The organism is Cupriavidus sp. C3SS-1 (assembly GCF_057073755.1).
On record NZ_CP172699.1, the window covers coordinates 77,646 to 100,557 of the forward strand.

The window sequence follows — 22,912 nt, forward strand, 5'->3', positions numbered from 1 at the left end:
GAAATCTTAACTGTTCCTTAAAGCGCGGAATTGAGCGATTGCGTGCGAATGCCGGTGAAGATCGCGCTTTCGACCGGTGCGCATGCGCGCGAATCGCATGGATCGCGATGGATGTGGTCTATATGGCGCAAAACAACGCGAATGCGGGCGGCGTGCGGCAGGGCGCGCAGCATGCGGACGTTTTGCGGCATCATGGCGGGCATGACGTCCGCCGTACCTTCGCTTCCTGCTTCTCCGTCCACCGCTGTTCCTGCCTGCGAGCGCTGCCTGGCTTTGGCGGCGGATCCGCGGCGCCGCGAACCGCCGTCCTGCCTGGCGCTGCGCAATACCGCACCGCAGGCCGGCCAGAGCCAGGCTGGCGTTCCGTACAGCATGCTTACGTTCTGCTGCCGCGACTGCGGCACGGTGTGGCGTCTCTACGACCGTGCCAACGAACTGTTCGTGTCCTGGGTGCCCGAGCACCCGCTGGTACGCTGAGACGCAGGCCCCGCCAGCCGATCGGCTAAGATAACGCGCGATGCGGCCCCGCGCCGCGCGCCCTTCCATCTCCCCCATCTGTCATGGCTTTTCATTCCCGCTTGCCCGTGCTGGCTGCGCTTGGCGCCGCCAGCCTGATGGCTGCAGCGTTGCCCGCCGCCGCCGCCGATTCCTACCCCAGCCGCCCGATCCGCATGATCGTCGCCTATCCCACGGGCGGCATCAGCGATACCGTGGCCCGTGCGCTCGGCGAGCGGCTCTCCGCCCAGATGGGGACTTCGGTGGTGGTCGAGAACAAGGCCGGCGCCGGCGGCAGCATCGGCATCGATGCCGTGGCCAAGGCCGCGCCGGATGGCTACACGCTCGGCTTTGCGTCGACCAGCCCGCTCACGCTCAATCCGCACGTGGGGCACGTCAACTATGACCCGCAGCGCGATGTGGCGCCCGTCATGAGCGTGATGTACTCGCCGGTGCTGATCGTCGCCACGAAGAGCTTCGCCGGCAAGACCTTCCAGGACCTGGTGGCGCAGGGCAAGGCCAAGCCGGGTTCGGTGCGCTGGGCAACCTCGGGCCTCGGCACGGTCGGGCACGTCGTGCTGGAGCAGGTGAAGGCCGGGTCGAAGGCCGAGCTGACGCTGATTCCGTACAAGGGCGCCGGCCAGCAGATGAACGACGCGCTTGGCGGCCAGTTCGAGGTCATGAGCACCAATGCCAGCCCCATGCTGACCCAGCACATGCAGGCCGGACGGCTGCGCCCGCTCGCCGTGGGCGCGCCCAGGCGCCTCGAAAGCATGGCCAGTGTGCCCACGCTCGCTGAACTGGGCTACCCGAAGGCGAACCTGACTTCGACCTTCGGCATTTTCGCCCCGGGCAAGACGCCGCCGGCGATCATCGACAAGCTCAACGCCGAACTCAACAAGGCCCTCGGCGAGCCGGAGGTGCGCGAGCGCCTGCTCAAGGGCGGCGAAGTGCCTACCGGCGGCACGGCCGCGCAGTTCGCCAAGGCCATCCACGAGGAATCCGTCGACAACGCGCGCATCGTCAAGGAAGCCGGCATCAAGGCCGACTGACGTCTTGCGCCACCGGGTCCAGCCGGTTCCCGAGGCCATAGACGGCGCACAGCCGCACGCCGTTGTGCGGCCACAGTGCCAGCTTGGTGCGCACGCGCGACAGATGGCTGTCGACGGTGCGCGAAGCCGCCTCGACGTGATAGCGCCAGACCTCGTTCACCATGGTCTGGCGCAGCACCAGCGAGCCTAGGTTCCGGAACAGCAGCACGGCCAGGTCGAATTCCTTGGGCGCCAGCGCCACCGGCCGTCCGTGGATCCACACACGGCGATCGGCCGTGGCGAAGCGGAAGGCGCCGTGTTGCAGGTCGCAGGCATGCTCGCCGCCCGGGCCGGCGCGGCGCAGCAGCGCCATCACTCTTGCAGCGAGTTCCGCCATGCCGACGGGTTTGCGCAGATAGGCGTCGGCGCCTTCGCCAAAGCAGGCCGCGATATGCCTGTCGTCGTCGCTGTCTCCGAGCAGCATCACCGGCAGCTCGTGGCCGAGCGTGCGGCGCACCCATGACAACACGTCCAGCGCGGAAATGCCCGGCGCATCGCTGTCCAGCAACAGCATGTCGAAGGTGCCGCCGTGCAGCGCCTGGATCAGCGAGCGGCCGTGAATGTAGCGCGTGCACTGGTGCCCGTTGAGGCGAAGGGTCTGGTCAATGCCGATGGCCCGCGTCGGGTCGGCCTCCAATACGGCAATTCTCACGTCGTCTCTCCTGGCGCTGCCGAATCGGGGGAAGTCCGGCGGGGATGCCTGGCCGGCGCAATGGCCGGCACGGCAATGGCCCATGGTAGGGACGCGCGTCTGCGGCCAGAAGTAAACGATTGTTGACGGGCCGTTTTGAGGGCCGTCCTATTCTGACGTCCCGGTCCGAGGTTTCTAATTCCATCACGCGCAAACGCTGAGGAACAGAGACCATGAGAAAGACCATCGCCTCGCTGGAAGCCGATCCCGTCCATGCGGCGCTGATCCGCAGGATCGTCAATGAAGCCGGCTACGAATGCGTGAGCTTCAGCCAGAGCCGGCGCCTGCTGCTGGCCTTGCATGACAAGGCTTTCGACCTGCTCCTGATCGACTGGCAGATGCCGGGCATGTCCGGTGCCGAGGTGCTGGGCTGGTTGCGCGGCAACCTGGACCGGCGCATCCCGGTCATGTTCCTTTCCGCGCGCGATGCCGAGGCCGACGCGGTCAGCGCGCTGATGGCCGGCGCGGACGACTACATCGTCAAGCCGGTCCGGGCCGCCGAACTATCGGCGCGCATCGGCGCCGTACTGCGCCGCGCCTGTCCCGCGGATTTCGCGCGCAACACGCCGTTGCGCCTGGCCGGGTACGTGTTCGATTGCGCCGCGCGGCAGGCGACCTTCCACGGGCATCCGGTCTGCCTGACGCCAAAGGAATTCGACCTGGCGGTGCTGCTGTTCCGCAACGAAGGGCGCATCGTCACGCGCGACCACATCATTGCCACCGTCTGGGGCCGCGAGATCTCGCCGCTGTCGCGCACCATCGACACGCATGTGTCGCGCGTGCGCAGCAAGCTGGGGTTGCATGCCGCGAACGGACTCCGGCTGACGCCGGTCTATACACATGGATACCGTCTGGAGCTGGCGGAAAGTGAAGCGGCCTGAAGCCGCAGAGCATTGCGGCCGGCAATAAAAAAAGGCACCCGAAGGTGCCTTTCTGCCAGACATTCAACCGATCGGGAAACGATCAGAAAATGTGGCGGATACCAGCGGCCACGCCCAGCTGGTTGTTGGCGCCCGGCAGCTCTGTCGTCGCGCCGCCGGAGACGTGGTTGTAATCCATGGTGCCATACACCTGGGTACGCTTGGACAGCGAGTACTCGGCCAGCAGCACGCCAGCGTAACGGTGGCCGCCGTTGCCAGCGATACCGTTCTTGTTCTCGATGTAGTCGTAGTAGAACGCACCGGTCACTGCCAGGGCCGGGGTGGCCTGGTAGGTGGTGCCGACGTAGCCGAGGTGATCCTTGCGCGGGTTGTTCACTGCACCGGCAGTAATCAGGGTCTGAGCGCCACCAGTGGTCGATCCGGCCGACTGGTTCATGAAACCGTTGTCGATCACGCCAGTGCGATCCTTGCCGCCGAGATAGCCCAGGAAGATCTTGGCCGGGCCGATGCTGTACTTACCGGCAGCACCGAACATTTGCTGACGCTCGCCAGCCTGGTTGCGGATTTCCTGGTACACGCCGCCGATGCCGAACGGGCCATAGGTGTAAGCGGCGCGGGCACCCCAGTACTGGTTGGAGCTCATGCTGCCGGCGGTTTCGCCGAAGCCGTAGCTGGCGCCGACGTCCAGGCCGCCAAACTTGCCGCCGTAGCTGACCACGTTGTTGTTGCGGAACTGGGTCAGGAAGAACGGCCAGGCGTTGGCGGTGTAGTTACCGATGGTCAGCGGATCGTAGTCGCCGAAGAAATTAAAGCCTTCGGTGTACTGGCGGCCCAGCTTGACAGCGCCGAAGTCACCGCTCAGGCCAACGTAGGCTTGACGATTGAACAGCGTGTTGGCCGAGTTGAGCTTGCCGGTGTCGAGGCTGTAGCCATTTTCGAGCTGGAAGATCGCCTTCAGGTTGTTGCCCAGCGCTTCGCTGCCCTTCAGGCCCCAGCGGCTTTGCGTGACGGCGCCGTCGGTCAGTTCAGTCTTGCCGTGGCCCGATGCATCTGCGTGCGTGGTGTAGCGTACGCTGACGTCGGCAATGCCGTACAGCGTGACGGAAGTCTGTGCAAACGCGGAACCTGCCAGCAGGCTGCCGGCGGCGAGGACGATGGCCGATTTCTTCATGGTGCTCCTTTTCTGTTCTGTTCTGGTCTCCGCCGGATCACGGCGGGGCACGGGATCACGTTTCCTGTGAACGCCGCGAAAATTTAACAAAACGTCAGAACGAAGGACACAATTACGCGCTGGAGGCCGAATTCGAGCAGGATTTTGGTGCAAATCCGTTGTCTGGCCGCTACACAATACCGTGTTGGTGCGCTGCACCAGCATCAGACGCTAATTGGTAGTGCGGGGAGGGCGTGAAGCGGCACCGGCACCCCTTGTGGAAAGAGGCGCCGGTGGCAGGGCAAGGGGGGAATCAGCCCTGGGGAATCTCGATCTTGACTTCGAGCACTTCCAGGTTGTCCTGGCGCTCCAGGCTGACGCGCAGATCCTGGTCGCTGATCTTGACGTACTTGGAGATCACCGCCACCAGCTCGCGCTGCAGTGCCGGCAGGTAGTCCGCCGGGGCCGAATGGCCTGTGCGTTCATGGGCCAGGATGATCTGCAGCCGCTCTTTGGCGACCGAGGCCGATTTCTTCTTTTCCCCCAGCAGGAAGGACAGGATCGACATGGGGATGAGTCCTCCGTATTGGTTTTACTTGTTGCCGAAGATGCGCGACAGCAGGCCGGGCTTCTGGTAGTCGGTGAAACGCATCGGCTTGTCCTTGCCCAGGAAGCGGTCCACCACGTCGCCGTACGCGTCCGCCACGTCGCTGCCTTCCAGGTGGATGGCGGGCGTGCCCTGGTTGGACGCGTGCAGCACGGCTTCCGATTCGGGGACTACGCCGATCAGCTTGATGCGCAGGATTTCCTGGATGTCGGTCAGCGACAGCATCTCGCCGCCGTGCACGCGCTTGGGGTTGTAGCGGGTGATCAGCAGGTGTTCCTTGATCGGCTCGCCGCCTTCGCTGGCGCGCTTGGTCTTCGAGGCCAGGATGCCCAGGATGCGGTCGGAGTCGCGCACCGAAGACACTTCCGGGTTGGTCACGATCAGCGCTTCGTCGGCGAAATACATGGCCATCAGCGCGCCCGATTCGATACCGGCCGGCGAGTCGCAGACGATGTACTCGAAGTCCATCTCGACCAGGCCCTTGATCACCTTCTCGACGCCGTCCTTGGTCAGTGCGTCCTTGTCGCGCGTCTGCGAGGCCGGCAGGATGAACAGGTTCTCGCACTTCTTGTCCTTGATCAGGGCCTGGCGCAGGTTGGCTTCGCCCTGCACCACGTTGATCAGGTCATACACCACGCGGCGCTCGCAACCCATGATCAGGTCGAGGTTGCGCAGGCCGACGTCGAAGTCGATCACGGCAGTCTTGTGGCCGCGCAGGGCCAGGCCCGCGGCAAAGCTGGCGCTGGTGGTGGTCTTGCCGACGCCTCCCTTGCCGGAGGTCACAACGATGATTTTTGCCATGGCTCTTTGGTCCGTAATTAGGTTGAAGCTTGCGCTGCAGTGATTCGGTTCGGGGCTGGTCGCCGGCTCATCGGAACCGGATGGCTTCCAGGATCAGCTTTTCATCGGCCAGGCGAACCTGGGCGGTCTTGCCGAGTACGTCGGCCGGCAGCGTCTGCTCGGCCGTCCGATAGATCCCGGCAATGGAAATCAGTTCAGGCTCCATGCACGTGCTGAAGATGCGTGCGCTGGTGTTGCCCTTCACGCCCGCCAGCGCGCGGCCTCGCAGCGGGGCATAGACATGGATGTTGCCCTCGGCGATGACCTCGGCGCCGTAGCTGACCACGTCCATGATGACCACGTCGCCTTGCGCGTAGACTTGCTGGCCCGAGCGCAGCGGCTTGTCGATCAGGACGGTCTGGGTCTGCTGGATGGCGGCCTTGACGGCGGCGTCGGCGGCGGACTGGGCGGCCGTGCGGGCCGCTTCCTCGCGCGCGGCCTGCTCGGCAGCGGCCTCTGCGGCAGCGCGGTCGGCCGCCTCGGCGGTTTCCGCCGGTTCACGCAGGCCGCGGCGGCTCTGGCTGTCGAGCAGCGGCAGGCCGAAGCGCTGCACCCACTCGTGCTGCGCCGGGCGTGCGACCACGCCAATGGCACGGGCCTTGAGCGTCGCCAGCGTGCCGATCACGGTGTCGAGCGAGACTGCATCGTCACTTTCAAGCGCGCGCAGGTCCAGCGCAATCACGTCATTGGAAAAGAAATCGGGAGTGGCTTCGAACCGGGAGAGCAGGTCGTCTCGCAGTGCAGCCATGTCGGCGGTCTGGAGCGCGAGAAGGAGGGCGTCTACATTGCCACTGCGCAGCTCGAAGCGTGGCGATTTCTTCTGTGACATAGCCGGGTGACCGTGGAAATGCCACATTCTAACTGCGGTTTCGGTGCGAACTGTAACAAATAGGCCGACTTTGTCCCCAAGTGCCGCACGCAATCCATGGGAGGCCCACAAGTGGCGCCAGCGCCAGCGCGGCCAACCCCGTCCGACAGATGCCATGACGCCTTGTTACGATTGCGCCATCTGCGGAATGGAGCTGTCATGGGCGCAATCGTCAATTGTGTGGCTTACCGGGCGGGCAAGCGGCTCGGTACCGTCGGCATCGAAGAGATCCCTGAAGCATTGAGCGTCCCGGACACCTTCGTCTGGCTGGGTTTGCATGAGCCCGACCTGGCTTTGCTGCGCCAGGTCCAGCAATCCTTCGGACTGCACGACCTGGCGGTCGAGGATGCGCTCGATGCACACCAGCGGCCCAAGCTGGAGGCGTATGGCGACTCGGTCTTCGTCGTGCTCAACACCGCGCAGCTGGTCGAGGACGAGGTCGTGGTCGGCGAAACCCATCTGTTCGTCGGGCCGAACTATGTGGTGTCGGTCCGGCATGGCGCCAGCAGCACCTACGCGCCGGTGCGCGAGCGCTGCGAGCATGACCCGCAGGGCCTGGCCAACGGTCCTGGCTATGTGTTGTACGCGCTGATGGACTTCGTGGTCGACCACTACCTGCCCATCGTCACGCGCCTGGAGGACACCTTCGCCGAGCTGGAGCAGGGCATCTTCCGCGACGAGTTCGACCGCGCCGCAATCGAGCGCCTGTACCAGATCAAGCGGCAGGTGCTGCGCCTGCGCAATGCGGTGAACCCGGTCGAGGATATCTGCAGCCAGCTCATCCGGCTGCACGAAGACCTCGTGCCCAAGGAATTGCGCGCCTATTTCCGCGACATCGAAGACCACGCGAGCCGCCTCGTGCGCACGCTCGATGTCGTGCGCGAGATGCTGACCACGGCGGTGCAGGTCAACCTGGCCCTGGTCACCGTGGGGCAGAACGAGGTGGTCAAGCGGCTCGCTGGCTGGGGCGCCATCCTGGCGATCCCGACGGTGGTGTTCAGCCTCTACGGCATGAATTTCTCGTTCATGCCCGAGCTGAAATTCCACTACGCGTACCCGGTCGTGATCGGCACGACGGCCGTGGCGTGCGCCGCGCTATGGCGCCGGCTACATCGCGCCGGATGGATCTGATGGCCATTTTTATTCTCAGAAAGAATTTTGTAATCCAATTTTTTCTTAAATTCATTATTCGAACGAATAATCAGGCCCCTGTCATCGGCTTCCGGCACGCATCGCCGCCTCCTACACTGGATTCAAGAATGCCCAGCGCATCCGGAGTCCGCCATGCCACTAGCCCGCCCCTCGCTTTGGCCCGCAGCAGCAGCCGGCCCGGTGACTCGTCGTCCGCTGGCCGTTGCGGTGATGGCCATCATGCTGGCGGCCTGGCCCGCCTCCCCCCTCCACGCCGCGACCGCGCCTGTGCAGCCAGCTCAGGCGCAGACGCGCGAGGCGCTCGCGGCTTACGAGTCCGGAGCGTTCGATGCCGCACTGCGCGGCTTTGCCGCCGCCGCGCGCGACGGCAACCGGCTGGCCCAGTTCAATTACGCGATGATGCTGCTGCGCGGCGAAGGCACGCCTGCCAGGCCGCAGGAAGCCTTGACCTGGCTGCGCAAGGCCGCCGACAACCAGATGACGCACGCGCAGTTCACCCTCGGTGACCTGTACGAGCGCGGCGAACTGGTGCCGCGTTCGCTGGAAGAGGCCAACCGCTGGTACGAACGCGCCGCGCAGGGCGGCCACGTGCAGGCGCAGATGGCGCTGGCCACCAACTATTTCACCGGCCGCGGCCTGCCGCGCGACTATGCCAAGGCGTTCGAGTGGTACAGCCGCGCCGCCAGCGCGGGCGACGGGGGGGCCCAGTACATCGTCGGCAGCTACTATGAGCGCGGCGAGCCCGGCGTGGTGGGCAAGGACATCGAACAGGCCAAGATCTGGTATGCGCGCTCGGCGGCGCATGGCGATCCGGGCGCATTGGCCAAGCTGCGCTCGCTGCTCGAGGAGACCGTGCGCGCGAAGGCCGGCGGTACGATGTGAGCGGCCCCCGCAAGGGGACGAGTCTCGCCCCCCATGCCCCGGCGCCGATTGCCCCCGCCGTTGGCCTGGCACAGCCGGCCCCGGCGGGACACCTCGATGAATTGCGGTTGCCCGACGGTTCGCTGCGCGAGGCGTGGGCGCGCTTCTTCGCCGTCGTGGGCGAGCCTGGCGCTGACGTGCTGGCTCCGCGCGCGGCGGCCATGGCGCGGCAGATCCGCGACAACGGCGTGACCTACAACGTCTATGCCGACCATGGCGCGGCGCGCGCCTGGCCGCTGGAACTGTTTCCGTTCCTGGTGACCGATCAGGACTGGCAAGTCATCGAGCGGGGCGCCGCGCAGCGCGCCACGCTGGCCAATGCGATCGTGGCCGATATCTATGGCGAACAGACGCTGCTGTCGCGCGGACTGTTGCCGCCGGGGCTGGTCTACGGGCATCCGGGCTACCTGCATCCGCTGCGCGGCTACCGGCCGCCGGGCGGCAGCTTCCTGCAGATCGTCGCGGTGGACCTGGTGCACACCGAAGGTGGGTGGACCGTCATGGCGCATCGCACCGATACGCCTTCGGGCATGGGCTACGCGCTCGAAAACCGCCTCATCATCTCCAGCCTGTTCACCGATGCCTTCCGCGGCCTGCACGTGCGCCGCCTGCCGCCGGCGTTCGCGCAACTGGTGTCGACGCTCGCGCATGCGCCGCTGGCCGCGGCGACAGAGACTGGCAGCGGTACGGCCGCTTCCGGCACGGGCCACCACATCGTGCTGCTTACGCCCGGCCCCTACAGCGAGACCTATTTCGAGCACACGTTTCTTGCGCGCTACCTTGGCATCACGCTGGTGGAAGGCAAGGACCTGACCGTGCGCAATGACGTGGTCTACCTGAAGACCTTCGGCGGACTCGAACGCGTGGACGTGGTGCTGCGGCGCCTGGACGATATCTTTTGCGATCCGCTCGAACTGCGCCACGACTCCACGCTGGGCGTGCCGGGGCTGCTGGAGGCGATGCGCGCGGGCAACGTCATGGTGTCCAACGTGCCCGGCTCCGGCTTCCTGGAAACACCGGCGATTCACGGCTTCCTGCCCGCCATTGCCGAAGCGCTGCTGGGCGAGCGGCTGTGGCTGCCCGGTGTGCCGAGCTGGTGGTGCGGAGAAGACGCCGCGCGGCAGCAAGCGCTGGCCACGCTGACGGAAGCCTTCGTGATGCCGACCTATCCACGCCGCGCCGATCTCACCGACGAGCCCGTGCTGGGCATGGAACTGGGCCTGCAGGCGCTGGACGGCTGGCGCGAGCGCATTGCCCGCATGCCCGACCGCTACACCTTGCAGCCGCCGCTGCCGCTATCGCACACGCCATGCTGGGAAGGCGACCGGATCGGCTCGCGCGCGGCCATGCTGCGCGTATTTGCCGTGGCGGACGGCAATGGCGGCTGGCAGGTCATGGCGGGCGGCTTCAGCCGGCTCGCGGCACCGGGGCTGGAATCGGTGTCGATGCAGCTCGGCGGCACGAGTGCCGATACATGGGTGCTTTCCGGCCAGCCGGTGCCGCCCGCACCGTTGGCCACCCGCGCCGGGCTCGCCGTACCGACACCCGCGCGGGCGCTGGCGGTTTCGAGCCGCGCGGCCGAGAACCTGTTCTGGGCCGGGCGCTACGCCGAACGCGCCGAGAACAACGTGAGGCTGTGCCGGCAGATCCTCGGCTCGATCGAAAGCAGCGACGATACCGATGACGGCACCCTATCGATGCTGGGCCGCCTCGCGCAACTGGCGGGCCTGGTGCCGGCCGGGGCGCCGCAGCCCGACGTATCGCTGAGCCGGTTCGAGCACAGCCTGGTGGCCACGCTGGCGGACGCGCGCGCCGGCACGGGTCTCGCGCGGAACCTCGCCGCGCACGCGGCCACCGCCAGCGAGATCCGCAACCGCCTGTCCAACGACCACTGGCGCACCATCCTGGCCGCGCGCAACGATTTCGGCGACGCCATGACGCAAGCGACGCTGGCTGCCGCCGACGGCGGCGCCGTCAGCTACGACCGCGCGCGTGTTCTGGCCGCGCTCGAGCATCTGGCGATGCAGCTTGGCGCCATCAACGGCGCGCAAGGCGACCGCATGTCGCGCGACGAAGCGTGGCGACTGGTTTTCATCGGCCGCCATATCGAACGCCTGTCCACCATGAGCGGCTTCTTGCTGGCCGCGATCGACACCGGCGCGCTGCGCTCGCGCAGCGGCTTCGATCTGTTGCTGCACCTGTTCGATTGCACGCTGACGTACCGCTCGCTTTATCCGGGCCGCACCGACCTGGCGGCGTTGGTCGACCTGCTCGTGCTGGAGCCCGCCAATCCGCGCGGCCTCTACGGTTTGCTGGAGCGTCTGCGCGGCAAGCTGGCGCAGCTGGCGCCGGGCGGCAGCGCACAGGCGCGTGTGCCGCTCGCGGAACTGCTGCCCGCGCCGAGCGCGCTGCCAACGCGCGCGGCATTGTGCGAGTCCCTATGCGACGGTGAGGGCGATGCAGCCAATTTGTCGGCGTTGTGCAGTCAGTTCATCGAGCGCATGGCGCGCGTATCGGACGAGATCGGCGCGCGCTACTTCAGCCATGCAGCCGCCAACCCCGACGCCGACATTCGGTGAACGACGCCGTGAGCTCTCCTGCCGGAAACAGCACGCTGAGCGTGCTGCATACCACCACCTATCGCTATTCGCAGCCGGTCGAGCACGCGCAGCAGCGTGCCGTCGTCACGCCGCCTGACTTGCCGTGGCAGGCCGTCACCGAGCACGACACCCGCCTCGAGCCGGCGCCTACGCACGAGCATGGGCGAACCGACGCGTTTGGGAATCGCGTGCTGCATTACATGCTCGACGTGCCGCACACACAGATGCAATTGACCTGTTCCAGCACCGTGGTACTGACGCCGCGCTGGCGGGCGCTGAAGGTGTCCGCGTCCGCACCGTGGGAGACGGTCGCTCAGTCGCTGCGTTTTCACGCGGGCCAGCCGTTCGAGCCGGCCACGCAATTCGTCTTCGCTTCGCCCAATATCGCGCTGCATCCGGCGCTGCTTGAATACGCGTTGCCAAGCTTTGGCGCGGGTGTGCCAGTCGTCGCCGGCGCGATGGATTTGATGCGGCGCATTCACGAAGATTTCACCTATCACAGCGAATCCACCGAGGTGGATACACCGGCCATGCAGGCCTTCGCGCAGCGCAGCGGCGTGTGCCAGGATTATGCGCAGGTCATGATTGGTTGCCTGCGCTCCGTGGGGCTCGCGGCGCGCTATGTCAGCGGCTATCTGTGCACCGAGCCGCCACCCGGCGAGCCGCGGCTGACTGGCGCCGATGCTTCGCATGCGTGGGTGTCGGTGTATTGCCCGGTGGTGGGCTGGGTGGATCTTGATCCGACCAACAATGTGCTGGCGGATACGCGTCACGTTACGCTGGCGCTAGGCCGCGATTACAGCGATGTGCCGTTGCTGCATGGCGTGATCGTGGGCGGGGGCGCCCATCGGGTGGAGGTGGCCGTGACTGTGAGGCCGATGGAGTGACCGGAAGGGGAGGCGCTCGTTTCGCCGGTGTAGCCGGCGAAACATGAGGCACCTTCAAAACGCTTAGCCGAGCTTCTTCTTCAGCAGCTCATTCACCTGCGCCGGATTCGCCTTCCCCTTGGTCGCCTTCATCGCTTGCCCGACGAGCGCATTGAAGGCCTTTTCCTTGCCTGACCGGAACTCTTCCACCGACTTGGCATTGGCAGCCAGCACGTCATCGATGATTTTTTCCAGTTCACCGGTATCGGACATCTGCTTCAGCCCCTTGGCGGCAATGATCGCGTCCGCATCGCCATCCGATTCGCCAGCCCACATGGCAGGGAAGACATCCTTCTTGGCGGTGTTGTTGGACACCGTGCCGTCAGCGATGCGCGCCAGCAATTTGGCCAGTTGCGCCGGCTTGACCGGCGCCGCATCGATGCTCATGCCTTCGCGATTCAATTGCGAAGCGACATCCCCCATCAGCCAGTTGGCCGCAGGCTTGGCATTGGCCGCACCGGCTTCGGTCACGACCGCTTCGTAGTAACCGGCCAGCGCCTTGGTGGCAGTCAGCGTGCTGGCATCATAGGCCGACAGGCCATACTTCGAAACGAAGCGCGCCTGGATCGCCGCCGGTAGCTCCGGCAGTTCGCCGCGCACGCGCTCGATCCACGCCGCGTCGATTTCCAGCGGCATCAGGTCAGGGTCAGGGAAATAGCGATAGTCGTGCGCATCTTCCTTGGTGCGCATGGCACGCGTTTCGCCGGTATCCGGATCAAACAGCACCGTGGCCTGCTGGATCTTGCGGCCGTCTTCGATCTCGTTGATCTGCCACTGCACTTCGTATTCGATCGCCTGCTGCAAAAAGCGGAACGAGTTCAGGTTCTTGATCTCGCGGCGCGTGCCGAATTCCTTCTGCCCGACCGGGCGCACCGACACGTTGGCGTCGCAGCGGAAGCTGCCTTCCTGCATATTGCCGTCGCAGATCCCCAGCCACACCACCAGCGAGTGCAGGGCCTTGGCGTAGGCCACGGCTTCGGCAGCGCTGCGCATGTCCGGCTCGGTCACGATTTCCAGCAGCGGCGTGCCGGCGCGGTTCAGGTCGATGCCGGTCATGCCGGCGAAGTCCTCGTGCAGCGACTTGCCCGCATCTTCTTCCAGGTGGGCGCGCGTCAGTTGCACGGTCTTTTCATAGACCTCGCCCTTCTTGCCTTCGACCTGGATGGTGATCGTGCCGCCCTGCACGACGGGGATCTCGTACTGGCTGATCTGGTAGCCCTTGGGCAGGTCAGGGTAGAAGTAGTTCTTGCGCGCGAAGATGCTGCGCGGCGCGATGGTGGCGCCGATCGCCAGGCCGAACTGGATCGCGCGTTCCACCGCGCCCTTGTTGAGCACCGGCAGTACGCCCGGCAGCGCGAGATCCACCGGCGAGGCCTGTGTGTTGGGCTCGGCGCCGAAGGCGGTGGAGGTCCCGGAGAAAATCTTGGAGGCCGTCGAAAGCTGCGTGTGCGTTTCGAGGCCGATCACCACTTCCCATTGCATGGCGGTATTCCTGTTCGGTTCTTGGGTTCTGTCTGTTGCAAAGGTCCGGCGCAGGCGCCGGACCCGAGTGTCTGTGTGGCGCGCTCAGGGGTCGGGGCTGGCGAGCCAGGAATCAAGCTGGGCCATGGCGGCCACGCGCGCCACGGCATCGCCGCCGACGGTCACGCCGCGGCCGGCGCGCGCGCCGCCAGGCCCGTCGCGGCGCACCTGCAATTCGCTGGTGCCATCAAAGCCGTGGTACGCGCCGGGGTAGATCTCCAGCCGGAAACGCGCGCCTGGCTGGCGCGCCAGCACCGCGTTCTGCAGCATCGCGCAGCGTGTGGCCGGCGTCCAGTCGTCGGCCCCGCCGATCATCAGCAATACCGGTGCGCGCAGCCGGAAATTGTGCTGCTGCACCGCCCGCTTGCAGGCCGGATAAAACGCCACGGCACGTTCCACTTGCGGCGTGTTGGCCGGCCACGGACGGCTTGCATCGACCGTGGCCAGCACCGCCTGCGCGCCGTTGGACCAGCCCAGCAGCACGATGCGCGTGGCGTCGATGCCGGGCTGGCGCGCCACCCAGCGCAGTGCCGTCAGCGCGTCGGTGCGGCGCATGCGTTCATCCACGCCCCGGGTCTCGGCCGAATCGCCGCAGCCTGGCAGCTTGCCATGCGCCGACTCGCTGTCGGGCATCAGCACCGCGTAGCCACGCTCGGTCAGCCACTGTGCGTAATCGCGATAGCGCGGTTGCAGCGCGGACGCGGCATTGGTGTCGCCGCCAGTGCTGCCCACATGGCCCGCGTCCGCGCGCACGGTTTCCGGGCTCGCACCGATCAGGCCGCTGCAGCCATGCAGCGCGATCACCACCGGCAGCGGCTGGGTGCGCGGCGTGCTGCCTTCGCGCGGCACGAACCAGTAGGCGTTAAGCGGCGGTGCGCCCTGATCGCCCGGCAACTGCACGCGCAGTGCCGGCGTGACGGGCCTGACGGCCGGCGCAGTGCGCGTGGTGGCACCGGGCGCTAGCGCGGTGAGCGGCGCGGTATTGGCCGGCTGCACCAGTGCCGGCGTCGGCGGCGCGGGCGTGTGCGCGAAGACGGCGCCAGCCAGCAGCATGCCGGCTGCACCGGCAACGCACGTGGCGAGCCGGTGCAGACGATGCAGGCAGTAGCTGGCGGGCGTGGCGGTCATCAGGCGGCCTCAGCGGGTTTGCGCGCAGGCGCCGGTGCCGGGCTCGAACATCACCGGCCACGCCTGTTCGTAAATGCCGGGCGTGCAGCGCTGCGCGCAGTTGGCATGCGCCAGCGTGACGCGGCGCGGATCTTGCCAGATCATCAGCTCGCAGCCGCTGCCGTCGTTGGCGCGCAGCTCGATTTGCGGCTTCTTCTTGGTCTGGCGGAAATCGGCCAGGTTGAACGTGCACGAGCCACGCTTGCCGACCCACAGCTTCCACGAGAGCTGCTGCACGCTGTTGTCGGACACGCGCAACTGGGCGTCCTCGCGGAAGCCGTCTTCCTCGGTGCGGCGGCAGTCGCCGACGATGTCGATATCGCGGGCCGCGATCGGCGTCGGCTTGCCGAGGATCGGCAACTGGATGCAGCCAGCCACCACCGCGGCCAGGGCCGCGGCGATGATCAGGCGGAAGACTTGCGCAAGCCGTTTCATGCCTTGGCGGGACGGCGCAGGTGCCAGTCGGTGGCCTGCTGGAACGCGTGCGCGGTCTGGAGCAGCTGCGCTTCGTCGAAGTAGTTGCCGATCAGCTGCAGGCCGACCGGCATATTGCCTTCGCCGAAGCCGCACGGCACGCTCATGCCGGGCAGGCCGGCCAGGCTGGTCGACAGCGTGAAGATGTCGGCCAGGTACATCTGCACCGGGTCGGAGGTCTTTTCGCCGAGCTTCCACGCTACCGTCGGCGCGACCGGGCCCATGATCACGTCGCACTGGGCAAAGGCGCGCTGGAAGTCGTCGGCGATGATGCGGCGGATCTTCTGGGCCTGCAGGTAGTAGGCGTCGTAGTAGCCGTGCGACAGCACGTAGGCGCCCACCATGATGCGGCGCTTGACCTCGGTGCCGAAGCCTTCGGCGCGGGTCTTCTTGTACATGTCGAGCAGGTCGCGGTACTCGGCCGCGCGGTGGCCGTAGCGCACGCCGTCGAAGCGCGACAGGTTCGACGACGCCTCGGCCGGCGCGATCACGTAGTACACGGGGATCGACAGCTCGGTCTTGGGCAGCGACACCTCGACCAGCGTGGCGCCGAGCTGCTCGTACTGCCGCAGCGCGGCGCGCACGGTCTCTTCCACGTCGGGCGACAGGCCCTTGCCGAAGTACTCGCGCGGCAGGCCGATGCGCAGGCCCGCCAGCGGCTGGCTTTCCGAGGCGCCGGCGCGCGCGCGGCCCAGGTGGCGGGTGAAGTCCTCATCCACGCCGCCTTGCTCGGGCGGGATGCTGGTCGAATCCTTCGGGTCGAAGCCGGCCATGGCGTTGAGCAGCAGGGCGCAGTCCTCCGCGGTGTGGGCCATCGGGCCGCCCTGGTCCAGCGACGACGCGAAGGCGATCATGCCGTAGCGCGACACGCGGCCATAGGTCGGCTTGATGCCGGTGATGCCCGAGAACGACGACGGCTGGCGGATCGAGCCGCCGGTGTCGGTGCCGGTCGCGGCCGGCGCCAGGCCGGCGGCCACGGCAGCGGCCGAGCCGCCCGACGAGCCGCCCGGGACGCGCTCGGTGTCCCACGGGTTGCGCACGGCGCCAAAGAACGAGTTCTCGTTGGACGAGCCCATCGCGAACTCGTCCATATTGGTCTTGCCTAGCGTGACCATGCCGGCGGCGGCCATGCGCTCGACCACGGTGGCGTCGAACGGGCTTTCGTAGTTGGCCAGCATCTTCGAGCCGGCCGTCGCGCGCCAGCCACGCGTGACGAACACGTCCTTGTGGGCCAGCGGCACGCCGGTCAGCAGCGTGGCATCGCCGCGGGCGCGGCGCGCATCGGCTTCGCGCGCCTGGGCCAGCGTGCGTTCGGCGTCGACATGGGTGAAGGCGTTCAGCGCGCCGGCCTGCTCGATGCGGGCCAGGTAGGTGCGGGCGAGTTCCTCGGCGGAGACGGTGCGCGCGGCCAGGGCATCGGCAAGCTGGCGCAGGGAGGTCACGGAATCAGCGGAAAAGGGCATGACAGTCGGTTGGCATCAGGGGTGGCGTGCGTCGGTGCGGTGCGGTCGGGACATCCGGCCCGGGTCATTCAATGACCTTGGGCACCAGGTAGAGGCCATCCTGGGTGGCCGGCGCGGGGCGCTGGTAGTCTTCGCGCCGGTCGCTTTCGGTCACGGCGTCTTCGCGCAGGCGCTGGGCCATGTCGCGCACGGTGGCCAGCGGGTGGGCCAGGGGCTCGATGCCGGTGGTGTCGACCGCCTGCATCTGCTCGACCAGCGAGAAGAAGTTATTGAGCTGCGCAAGCGTCTGGGACGCCTCTTCATCGGTGGTTTCGATGCGAGCCAGATGGGCGATGCGCTTGACGTCGGATAGGTCGAGGGCCATGGCGAGGTGGATAGTTCGGGTGCAAAAAGGCGCTTGCGGCACAGGCGCCGGAGGCATGCGGCGGGTGCGCCGCGCGGCCGGGGCAGGTGCCGGAGGGGCGCCCCGGGGTCGTCGGATCAGCTGTGGTTTTCAGGCCGTAAACGCCCGATTCAGCAGGAATTATAAGGTATCATTGCGTGCCTCCCGACCTTTGGCAGCGTCTACGCCACATGACCGCCGGCGTTATCTCGCGGGTGCGCAAATTGCCACTTTTTCGACGTAAGCTTTGCTGCCGTCAAACGTGCTTCGGACTGCACTGGCCACGTGCCGTGCACTGCCCGAGGCGCGATGGTCTGGGTCCCTCTGATTAGCCCTCCGCTGCATTGCTGATCTTCAGCAAACTCGCATCGACGTGGTCTTTTCGCGAACTTTTTCGTGAGGTCTAATCAAAGGTTCCCGTAAGAGTGGTGCGCGACAGCGCACTGCGGCGGTTTGCCGGCGCCCCCCGCGAGGGGGCGGATGGCCGACTAGCCGGCGCCCGGGAAGCCTCGACCTTACCCGCATGAACATATATTGTGGCCGGCCCGCAGGCGGTGCCGGCCACTTCGCCTACCCGCGAACCCAACAGAAAACAGGATTCCTGATGTTCGGATTTCTCCGCAGCTACTTCTCCAACGACCTCGCCATCGACCTCGGCACCGCCAACACGCTGATCTATATGCGCGACAAGGGCATCGTCCTGGACGAGCCTTCGGTCGTGGCCATCCGCCAGGAAGGCGGACCCAACGCCAAGAAGACCATCCAGGCGGTGGGCAAGGAAGCCAAGCAGATGCTGGGCAAGGTGCCGGGCAATATCGAGGCGATCCGCCCGATGAAGGACGGCGTGATCGCCGACTTCACCGTGACCGAGCAGATGCTCAAGCAGTTCATCAAAATGGTGCATGACACCAAGCTGCTGCGTCCGAGCCCGCGCATCATCATCTGCGTGCCGTGCGGTTCGACCCAGGTCGAGCGTCGCGCCATCCGCGAATCGGCGCTGGGCGCCGGCGCCAGCCAGGTGTACCTGATCGAGGAGCCGATGTCGGCCGCGATCGGCGCCGGCCTGCCGGTGTCGGAGCCGTCGGGCTCGATGGTGGTGGACATCGGCGGCGGCACCACCGAGGTGGGCATCATCTCGCTGGGCGGCATGGTCTACAAGGGTTCGGTGCGCGTCGGCGGCGACAAGTTCGACGAGGCCATCGTCAACTACATCCGCCGCAACTACGGCATGCTGATCGGCGAACAGACCGCCGAAGCCATCAAGAAGGAAATCGGCTCGGCTTTCCCGGGTTCCGAAGTCCGCGAGATGGAAGTCAAGGGCCGCAACCTGTCCGAAGGCATCCCGCGTGCCTTCACGGTGTCGTCCAACGAAATCCTCGAAGCGCTGACCGATCCGCTCAACCAGATTGTCTCGGCCGTCAAGATCGCGCTGGAACAGACTCCGCCCGAACTGGGCGCCGACATTGCCGAGCGCGGCATGATGCTGACCGGCGGCGGCGCGCTGCTGCGCGACCTGGACCGCCTGCTGGCCGAGGAAACCGGCTTGCCGGTGCTGGTCGCCGAAGACCCGCTGACCTGCGTGGTGCGCGGTTCCGGCATGGCGCTGGAACGCATGGACAAGCTGGGCGGCATCTTCTCGTACGAGTAAGGCCACCGGATTGCACGCGGCGATGCACCGCCTGCCGGATCTCCTGATCAGGGCTGCGGGGCAAGGCCGCGTCCGCGGGTACGCTCCCGCGGAAACGATTGCCGCCTCCGCGCTGTCCGGCCGGGGCGGCAATGTCTTTGCGCTTTCGGTCTCGCTTCCGCTTCCGCTTCCGCATTCGTCTTCCATCCCGTCAACGCCCGCGCCCGGCTAAATGGATTACTCTCCACCGCCGCTTTTCAAGCAAGGGACTTCGGCCGTCGCGCGCCTGGTCCTGTACGTGGCCATCGCGCTGGCGCTGCTGATCGTCGATGCGCGCTTCAATGCGCTCAGCGTCGTGCGCCAGGTGGCCGCCACGGTGCTGATGCCCATCGAGCGCGTCGTGCTGGTGCCGCGCGATGCGCTGCGCGCCGTGTTCGACTACGCGCAATCGTCCGCCGCGCTGGCCAGCGAAAACCGTGAACTGCGCCTCGGCGCCGTGCAGCAGGCCGAAGCCTCGGTGCGCCAGGCGCAGCTCGAAGCCGAGAACAACCAGTTGCGCAAGCTGCTGAGCTTGCAGCAGCAGTCGGCCACGCCGGTCACGGCGGCGGAAATCCTCTACGACGCGCGCGATCCGTATTCGCAGCGCATCGTGATCGACAAGGGCAGCCAGCAAGGGCTGCGCGCCGGCTACCCGGTGATCGACGAACGCGGCGTGGTGGGTCAGGTGACGCGGGTCTCGCCGTTCCAGTCCGAAGTCACGCTGCTGACCGACAAGGACCTGGCGATTCCCGTGCAGGTGGTACGCAATGGCTTGCGCAGCGTGGCCTTCGGCGGCGCGCGCGCCGGCCAGCTTGACCTGCGCTTCATGGCCGCGGCGGCCGACTTGCAGCAGGGCGACCTGCTCGTGACATCCGGACTGGACGGCACTTACCCGCCTGGCCTGCCGGTGGCAAAGATCACGCATGTCGAGCGCAAGGCCGATACCGCCTTCTCGCGCGTGTGGTGCGAACCGGTGGCGGGCGTGCGTGCGCACCGCCAGCTGCTGGTGGTGCGCTACGACTCGGCCATGCCGCCGCGCGAAGCGGCCGAGGACAAGCCCGATGCGCCCGCCAAGGGGGCCCGCTCGGCCGCCGCGCGTGCCGCGGCAGCCAGCGCCGCGGCGGCCAAGGCTGCCCCCGCCGCCAAGGAGGCTCAATAGTGACCAATCCACAGTACCTGCTGCGCCCGGTGAACCCCGCGTTCATCGCGTTCAGCTTTGTCATGGCGTTCCTGTTCAACCTGATGCCGTGGGGCACCACCTTGTGGATCCCCGACATGGTGGCGCTGGTGCTGGTGTTCTGGAACATCCACCAGCCGCGCAAGGTCGGCATGGGCGTGGCGTTCGCACTGGGCCTGCTGATGGACGTGCATGACGCGCGCCTGCTGGGCGAGCATGCGGTGGCCTATACGCTGCTGGCCTATTTCGCCATCACCATCCACCGCCGCGTGCTGTGGTTCACGGTCTACACGCAGGCGCTGCACGTGCTGCCGCTGCTGTTCGTCGCGCACGCGGTGCCGGTGGTGATCCGCCTGGCCATGGGCGCGCCGCTGCCGGGCTGGCCGCTGCTGCTGGCGCCCGGCATCGAAGCGCTGCTCTGGCCGATGGCTACCGCCGTGCTGCTCGCACCGCAGCGCCGCTCGGTCGACGTCGACGAAACGCGTCCGATCTGAGCGCGATAAACGTATCCAACCCGGCAGTACCATGACCGAAATCCGCAACGTCGAACTGGAAATCGGCCGCTTTCGCCTCCGCGTAGCGGCCGCGGCGCTGTTCACGGTGATCTGCTTCGGGCTGCTGTTCACGCGCTTCCTCTGGCTGCAGTGGTACAAGCATGACCAGTATTCGGCCAAGGCCGAGGACAACCGCATCTCCGTGGCGCCGATCGAGCCCAACCGCGGCATCATCATGGACCGCAACGGCATCGTGCTGGCGCGCAACTACTCGGCCTACACGCTCGAGATCACGCCGTCCAAGCTGACCGATACGCTCGACAACACCATTGAAGCGCTGTCGTCGCTGGTCGACATCCAGCCGCGCGACCGCCGCCGCTTCAAGCGTCTGCAGGAAGAGTCGCGCAGCTTCGAAAGCCTGCCGATTCGCAGCCAGCTGACGGACCAGGAGGTGGCGCGCTTCTCCGCGCAGCGTTTCCGCTTCCCCGGCGTGGATGTGCGCGCGCGGCTGTTCAGGCAGTATCCGCTCGGCGAATCGGCATCGCACGTGATCGGCTATCTGGGCCGCATCTCGCAGCGCGACCAGGAGCGCATCGAGGCCATGGACGAGGCCAACGACGCCGATGGCGCCAAGTACGACCCGCGCAAGGACGCCGACAACTACAAGGGCTCGAACTACATCGGCAAGATCGGCCTGGAGCAGAGCTACGAAACCGAGCTGCATGGGTTGACCGGTTTCGAGGAAGTGGAAGTGAGCGCGGGCGGCCGGCCCATCCGCACGCTGTCGACGTCGCCCGCCACGCCGGGCAATAACCTGATCCTGTCGCTCGACATCCGCCTGCAGCAGCTGGCCGAGGAACTGTTCGGCGACCGCCGCGGCGCGCTGGTGGCGATCGAGCCTTCCACCGGCGACATCCTGGCCTTCGTGTCCAAGCCGACCTTCGACCCGAACCTGTTCGTCGAAGGCATCGACAGCAACACCTGGAGCGAGCTCAACAATTCGCCCGACAAGCCGCTGCTGAACCGCCCGCTTCGGGGTACATATCCGCCGGGCTCGACCTACAAGCCGTTCATGGCGCTGGCGGCGCTCACTACCGGCAAGCGCACCGCTGCCTGGGGCATGCATGACCCAGGCTCGTTCACGCTCGGCAACCATACCTTCCGCGACGACAAGCCGGGCGGCCACGGCTGGGTCGACATGCAGGCCTCGATCGTGCAGTCGTGCGACACCTACTACTATGCGCTGGCGCGCGACATGGGCGTCAATGCCATCCATGACTTCATGAAGCCGCTGGGCTTCGGCCAGATCACGGGCATCGACATCGAGGGCGAAAGCCGCGGCATCCTTCCATCCATGGAATGGAAGCGCAAGGCCTACCGCAAGCCCGAGCAACAGAAGTGGTATGACGGCGAAACCATTTCACTGGGCATCGGCCAGGGCTACAACAGCTTCACGATCCTGCAGCTCGCCAACGCGATCTCGATCATCGTCAATAACGGCGCGGCGATGAAGCCGCACCTGGTCAAGGCCGTGGAGGACTCGGTCACGCGCAAGCGCACGCTGACGGTGCCCAAGGAAAGCTACCGGCTCGACTTCAAGCAGGCCGACATCGACGTGATCAAGCGCGCGATGGTCGCGGTGACGCACTCGGGCACCGCCGCGCGCGTGTTCGCCGGTGCGGCCTATGAGTCGGCCGGCAAGACCGGTACGGCCCAGACCTACACGCTCGGCAAGAACGAAAAGTACAACCACCACGCGCTGGACGAGCGCAAGCGCGACCATTCGCTCTACACCGCTTTCGCGCCTGCCGACAACCCGAAGATCGCGCTGGCGCTGATCGTCGAGAACGCGGGCTTCGGCGCTGCGGTGGCGGCCCCGATCGCGCGCAAGGTGATGGACTATTACCTGCTCGGCAAATGGCCGGCGGAACTGGAGGCCTCGGCGCCGCCGCCGGCCGAGCGGCCACCGGTCGATACGGCCAGCGTCTTCACCACAGGCAACACAGCGAGCATCGCCAGCGCGACGGTGATGTCGAGCGGTGCCAGTGCCAGTGCCGTGGCGGCCAGCGCGGTTGGTGCCGCTTCCGTGGCGTCGGCGGCGCCGGCGTCCGCGGTGGCGGGCGCCTCCGCGGCCGTGGCGCTCGACCCCGCCGCGATCGCGCCGGCTTCGGCCGTCGAGACGCTGGACGAGCGCATGCTGCAGGCGCTGGGCCACAGCAAGCCCAAGCCCGTGGCACCGGCCTCCGCGGCCGCCGCCGCCAAGGCGCCCGCGCCCAAACCACGCGTCAAGCCCGTAGCCGCCACGCCGGCGACGGGCGCCGACGTCACCCGTTGAAGGAGACGCGC

At 66.7% G+C, this 22,912-nt stretch carries 22 protein-coding genes; 11 read left to right on the forward strand and 11 right to left on the reverse strand.

Annotated elements, in window-relative coordinates; genetic code table 11:
- Positions 1-17 precede the first annotated feature (17 nt).
- Entirely contained in the window at positions 18-374 is a 357-nt protein-coding gene (locus ACIGJC_RS00315) for a hypothetical protein (RefSeq protein WP_483711585.1), read from the reverse strand.
- On the opposite strand from ACIGJC_RS00315, the gene ACIGJC_RS00320 reads away from it, so the two are divergent.
- Complete coding sequence (locus ACIGJC_RS00320) at positions 274-477, forward strand: hypothetical protein (RefSeq protein WP_483711576.1); 204 nt, start codon at positions 274-276, stop codon at positions 475-477. The two genes, ACIGJC_RS00315 and ACIGJC_RS00320, sit on opposite strands and share 101 nt — an antisense overlap.
- Before the next feature lie 83 nt (positions 478-560).
- Complete coding sequence (locus ACIGJC_RS00325; RefSeq protein ID WP_483710056.1) at positions 561-1,547, forward strand: Bug family tripartite tricarboxylate transporter substrate binding protein; 987 nt, start codon at positions 561-563, stop codon at positions 1,545-1,547.
- On the opposite strand, the gene ACIGJC_RS00330 is transcribed toward ACIGJC_RS00325, so the two are convergent.
- Positions 1,534-2,238 carry a response regulator transcription factor gene (locus ACIGJC_RS00330; protein ID WP_483710057.1) on the reverse strand — a complete coding sequence of 235 codons (705 nt, stop codon included), beginning with the start codon at positions 2,236-2,238 and terminating at the stop codon, positions 1,534-1,536. The genes ACIGJC_RS00325 and ACIGJC_RS00330 overlap by 14 nt on opposite strands.
- A 212-nt stretch (positions 2,239-2,450) precedes the next feature.
- Between ACIGJC_RS00330 and ACIGJC_RS00335 the strand changes: the two genes are divergently transcribed.
- Positions 2,451-3,158 carry a response regulator transcription factor gene (locus tag ACIGJC_RS00335; protein WP_483710058.1) on the forward strand — a complete coding sequence of 236 codons (708 nt, stop codon included), beginning with the start codon at positions 2,451-2,453 and terminating at the stop codon, positions 3,156-3,158.
- An 82-nt stretch (positions 3,159-3,240) separates the two neighbouring features.
- Here the strand turns inward: ACIGJC_RS00335 and ACIGJC_RS00340 are convergent, their stop codons facing one another.
- The 4 genes from ACIGJC_RS00340 to minC all read right to left on the reverse strand — a co-directional run bounded on the left by ACIGJC_RS00340 (position 3,241) and on the right by minC (position 6,584).
- Entirely contained in the window at positions 3,241-4,329 is a 1,089-nt protein-coding gene (locus ACIGJC_RS00340) for a porin (protein ID WP_483710060.1), read from the reverse strand.
- Between the two features lie 292 nt (positions 4,330-4,621).
- Positions 4,622-4,876 carry a cell division topological specificity factor MinE gene (gene minE, locus ACIGJC_RS00345; protein ID WP_006164360.1) on the reverse strand — a complete coding sequence of 85 codons (255 nt, stop codon included), beginning with the start codon at positions 4,874-4,876 and terminating at the stop codon, positions 4,622-4,624.
- A gap of 24 nt (positions 4,877-4,900) precedes the next feature.
- Entirely contained in the window at positions 4,901-5,716 is an 816-nt protein-coding gene (gene minD, locus ACIGJC_RS00350) for a septum site-determining protein MinD (protein WP_483710063.1), read from the reverse strand.
- Between the two features lie 67 nt (positions 5,717-5,783).
- Positions 5,784-6,584 (reverse strand): septum site-determining protein MinC, encoded by an 801-nt coding sequence (gene minC, locus ACIGJC_RS00355; protein ID WP_483710065.1) that lies wholly within the window; start codon positions 6,582-6,584, stop codon positions 5,784-5,786.
- A 198-nt stretch (positions 6,585-6,782) separates the two neighbouring features.
- Here minC and ACIGJC_RS00360 point away from each other — a divergent pair, with 198 nt between their 5' ends.
- From ACIGJC_RS00360 to ACIGJC_RS00375, 4 genes are all read left to right on the forward strand, one after another.
- Positions 6,783-7,754 (forward strand): magnesium and cobalt transport protein CorA, encoded by a 972-nt coding sequence (locus tag ACIGJC_RS00360; protein ID WP_483710067.1) that lies wholly within the window; start codon positions 6,783-6,785, stop codon positions 7,752-7,754.
- Between the two features lie 231 nt (positions 7,755-7,985).
- On the forward strand, positions 7,986-8,657 hold the full coding sequence (locus ACIGJC_RS00365; protein ID WP_483711577.1) for a tetratricopeptide repeat protein: 672 nt from the start codon (positions 7,986-7,988) through the stop codon (positions 8,655-8,657).
- Positions 8,654-11,275, forward strand: coding sequence for a circularly permuted type 2 ATP-grasp protein (locus ACIGJC_RS00370; RefSeq protein ID WP_483710069.1), 2,622 nt, complete (start codon positions 8,654-8,656; stop codon positions 11,273-11,275). Before ACIGJC_RS00365 ends, ACIGJC_RS00370 begins: the two co-directional genes overlap by 4 nt.
- An 8-nt stretch (positions 11,276-11,283) precedes the next feature.
- Complete coding sequence (locus ACIGJC_RS00375) at positions 11,284-12,183, forward strand: transglutaminase family protein (protein WP_483710070.1); 900 nt, start codon at positions 11,284-11,286, stop codon at positions 12,181-12,183.
- A gap of 63 nt (positions 12,184-12,246) precedes the next feature.
- Here the strand turns inward: ACIGJC_RS00375 and gatB are convergent, their stop codons facing one another.
- The 5 genes from gatB to gatC form a co-directional block, all read right to left on the reverse strand.
- Complete coding sequence (gene gatB, locus ACIGJC_RS00380; RefSeq protein WP_483710071.1) at positions 12,247-13,704, reverse strand: Asp-tRNA(Asn)/Glu-tRNA(Gln) amidotransferase subunit GatB; 1,458 nt, start codon at positions 13,702-13,704, stop codon at positions 12,247-12,249.
- 84 nt (positions 13,705-13,788) lie between these two features.
- Positions 13,789-14,871, reverse strand: a complete 1,083-nt coding sequence (locus ACIGJC_RS00385) for a dienelactone hydrolase family protein (RefSeq protein WP_483710072.1) — start codon at positions 14,869-14,871, stop codon at positions 13,789-13,791.
- Positions 14,872-14,880: 9 nt separating this feature from the next.
- Positions 14,881-15,345, reverse strand: coding sequence for a hypothetical protein (locus ACIGJC_RS00390; protein WP_483710073.1), 465 nt, complete (start codon positions 15,343-15,345; stop codon positions 14,881-14,883).
- On the reverse strand, positions 15,342-16,847 hold the full coding sequence (gene gatA / locus ACIGJC_RS00395; RefSeq protein WP_483710074.1) for an Asp-tRNA(Asn)/Glu-tRNA(Gln) amidotransferase subunit GatA: 1,506 nt from the start codon (positions 16,845-16,847) through the stop codon (positions 15,342-15,344). The genes ACIGJC_RS00390 and gatA overlap by 4 nt, the downstream gene beginning before the upstream one ends.
- Before the next feature lie 64 nt (positions 16,848-16,911).
- Positions 16,912-17,211 (reverse strand): Asp-tRNA(Asn)/Glu-tRNA(Gln) amidotransferase subunit GatC, encoded by a 300-nt coding sequence (gene gatC / locus ACIGJC_RS00400; RefSeq protein ID WP_483710075.1) that lies wholly within the window; start codon positions 17,209-17,211, stop codon positions 16,912-16,914.
- A 622-nt stretch (positions 17,212-17,833) separates the two neighbouring features.
- On the opposite strand from gatC, the gene ACIGJC_RS00405 reads away from it, so the two are divergent.
- From ACIGJC_RS00405 to mrdA, 4 genes are all read left to right on the forward strand, one after another.
- The gene (locus tag ACIGJC_RS00405) at positions 17,834-18,877 is read left to right on the forward strand and encodes a rod shape-determining protein (protein ID WP_483710076.1); all 1,044 of its coding nucleotides are present in this window, start codon (positions 17,834-17,836) and stop codon (positions 18,875-18,877) included.
- Positions 18,878-19,088: 211 nt separating this feature from the next.
- Positions 19,089-20,054, forward strand: a complete 966-nt coding sequence (gene mreC / locus ACIGJC_RS00410; protein ID WP_483710077.1) for a rod shape-determining protein MreC — start codon at positions 19,089-19,091, stop codon at positions 20,052-20,054.
- A complete protein-coding gene (gene mreD / locus ACIGJC_RS00415) occupies positions 20,054-20,566 on the forward strand; it encodes a rod shape-determining protein MreD (RefSeq protein WP_224082885.1) in 513 nt (170 codons plus the stop codon). The genes mreC and mreD overlap by 1 nt, the downstream gene beginning before the upstream one ends.
- A 31-nt stretch (positions 20,567-20,597) precedes the next feature.
- On the forward strand, positions 20,598-22,901 hold the full coding sequence (gene mrdA / locus ACIGJC_RS00420) for a penicillin-binding protein 2 (protein WP_483710078.1): 2,304 nt from the start codon (positions 20,598-20,600) through the stop codon (positions 22,899-22,901).
- Positions 22,902-22,912: the final 11 nt, after the last annotated feature.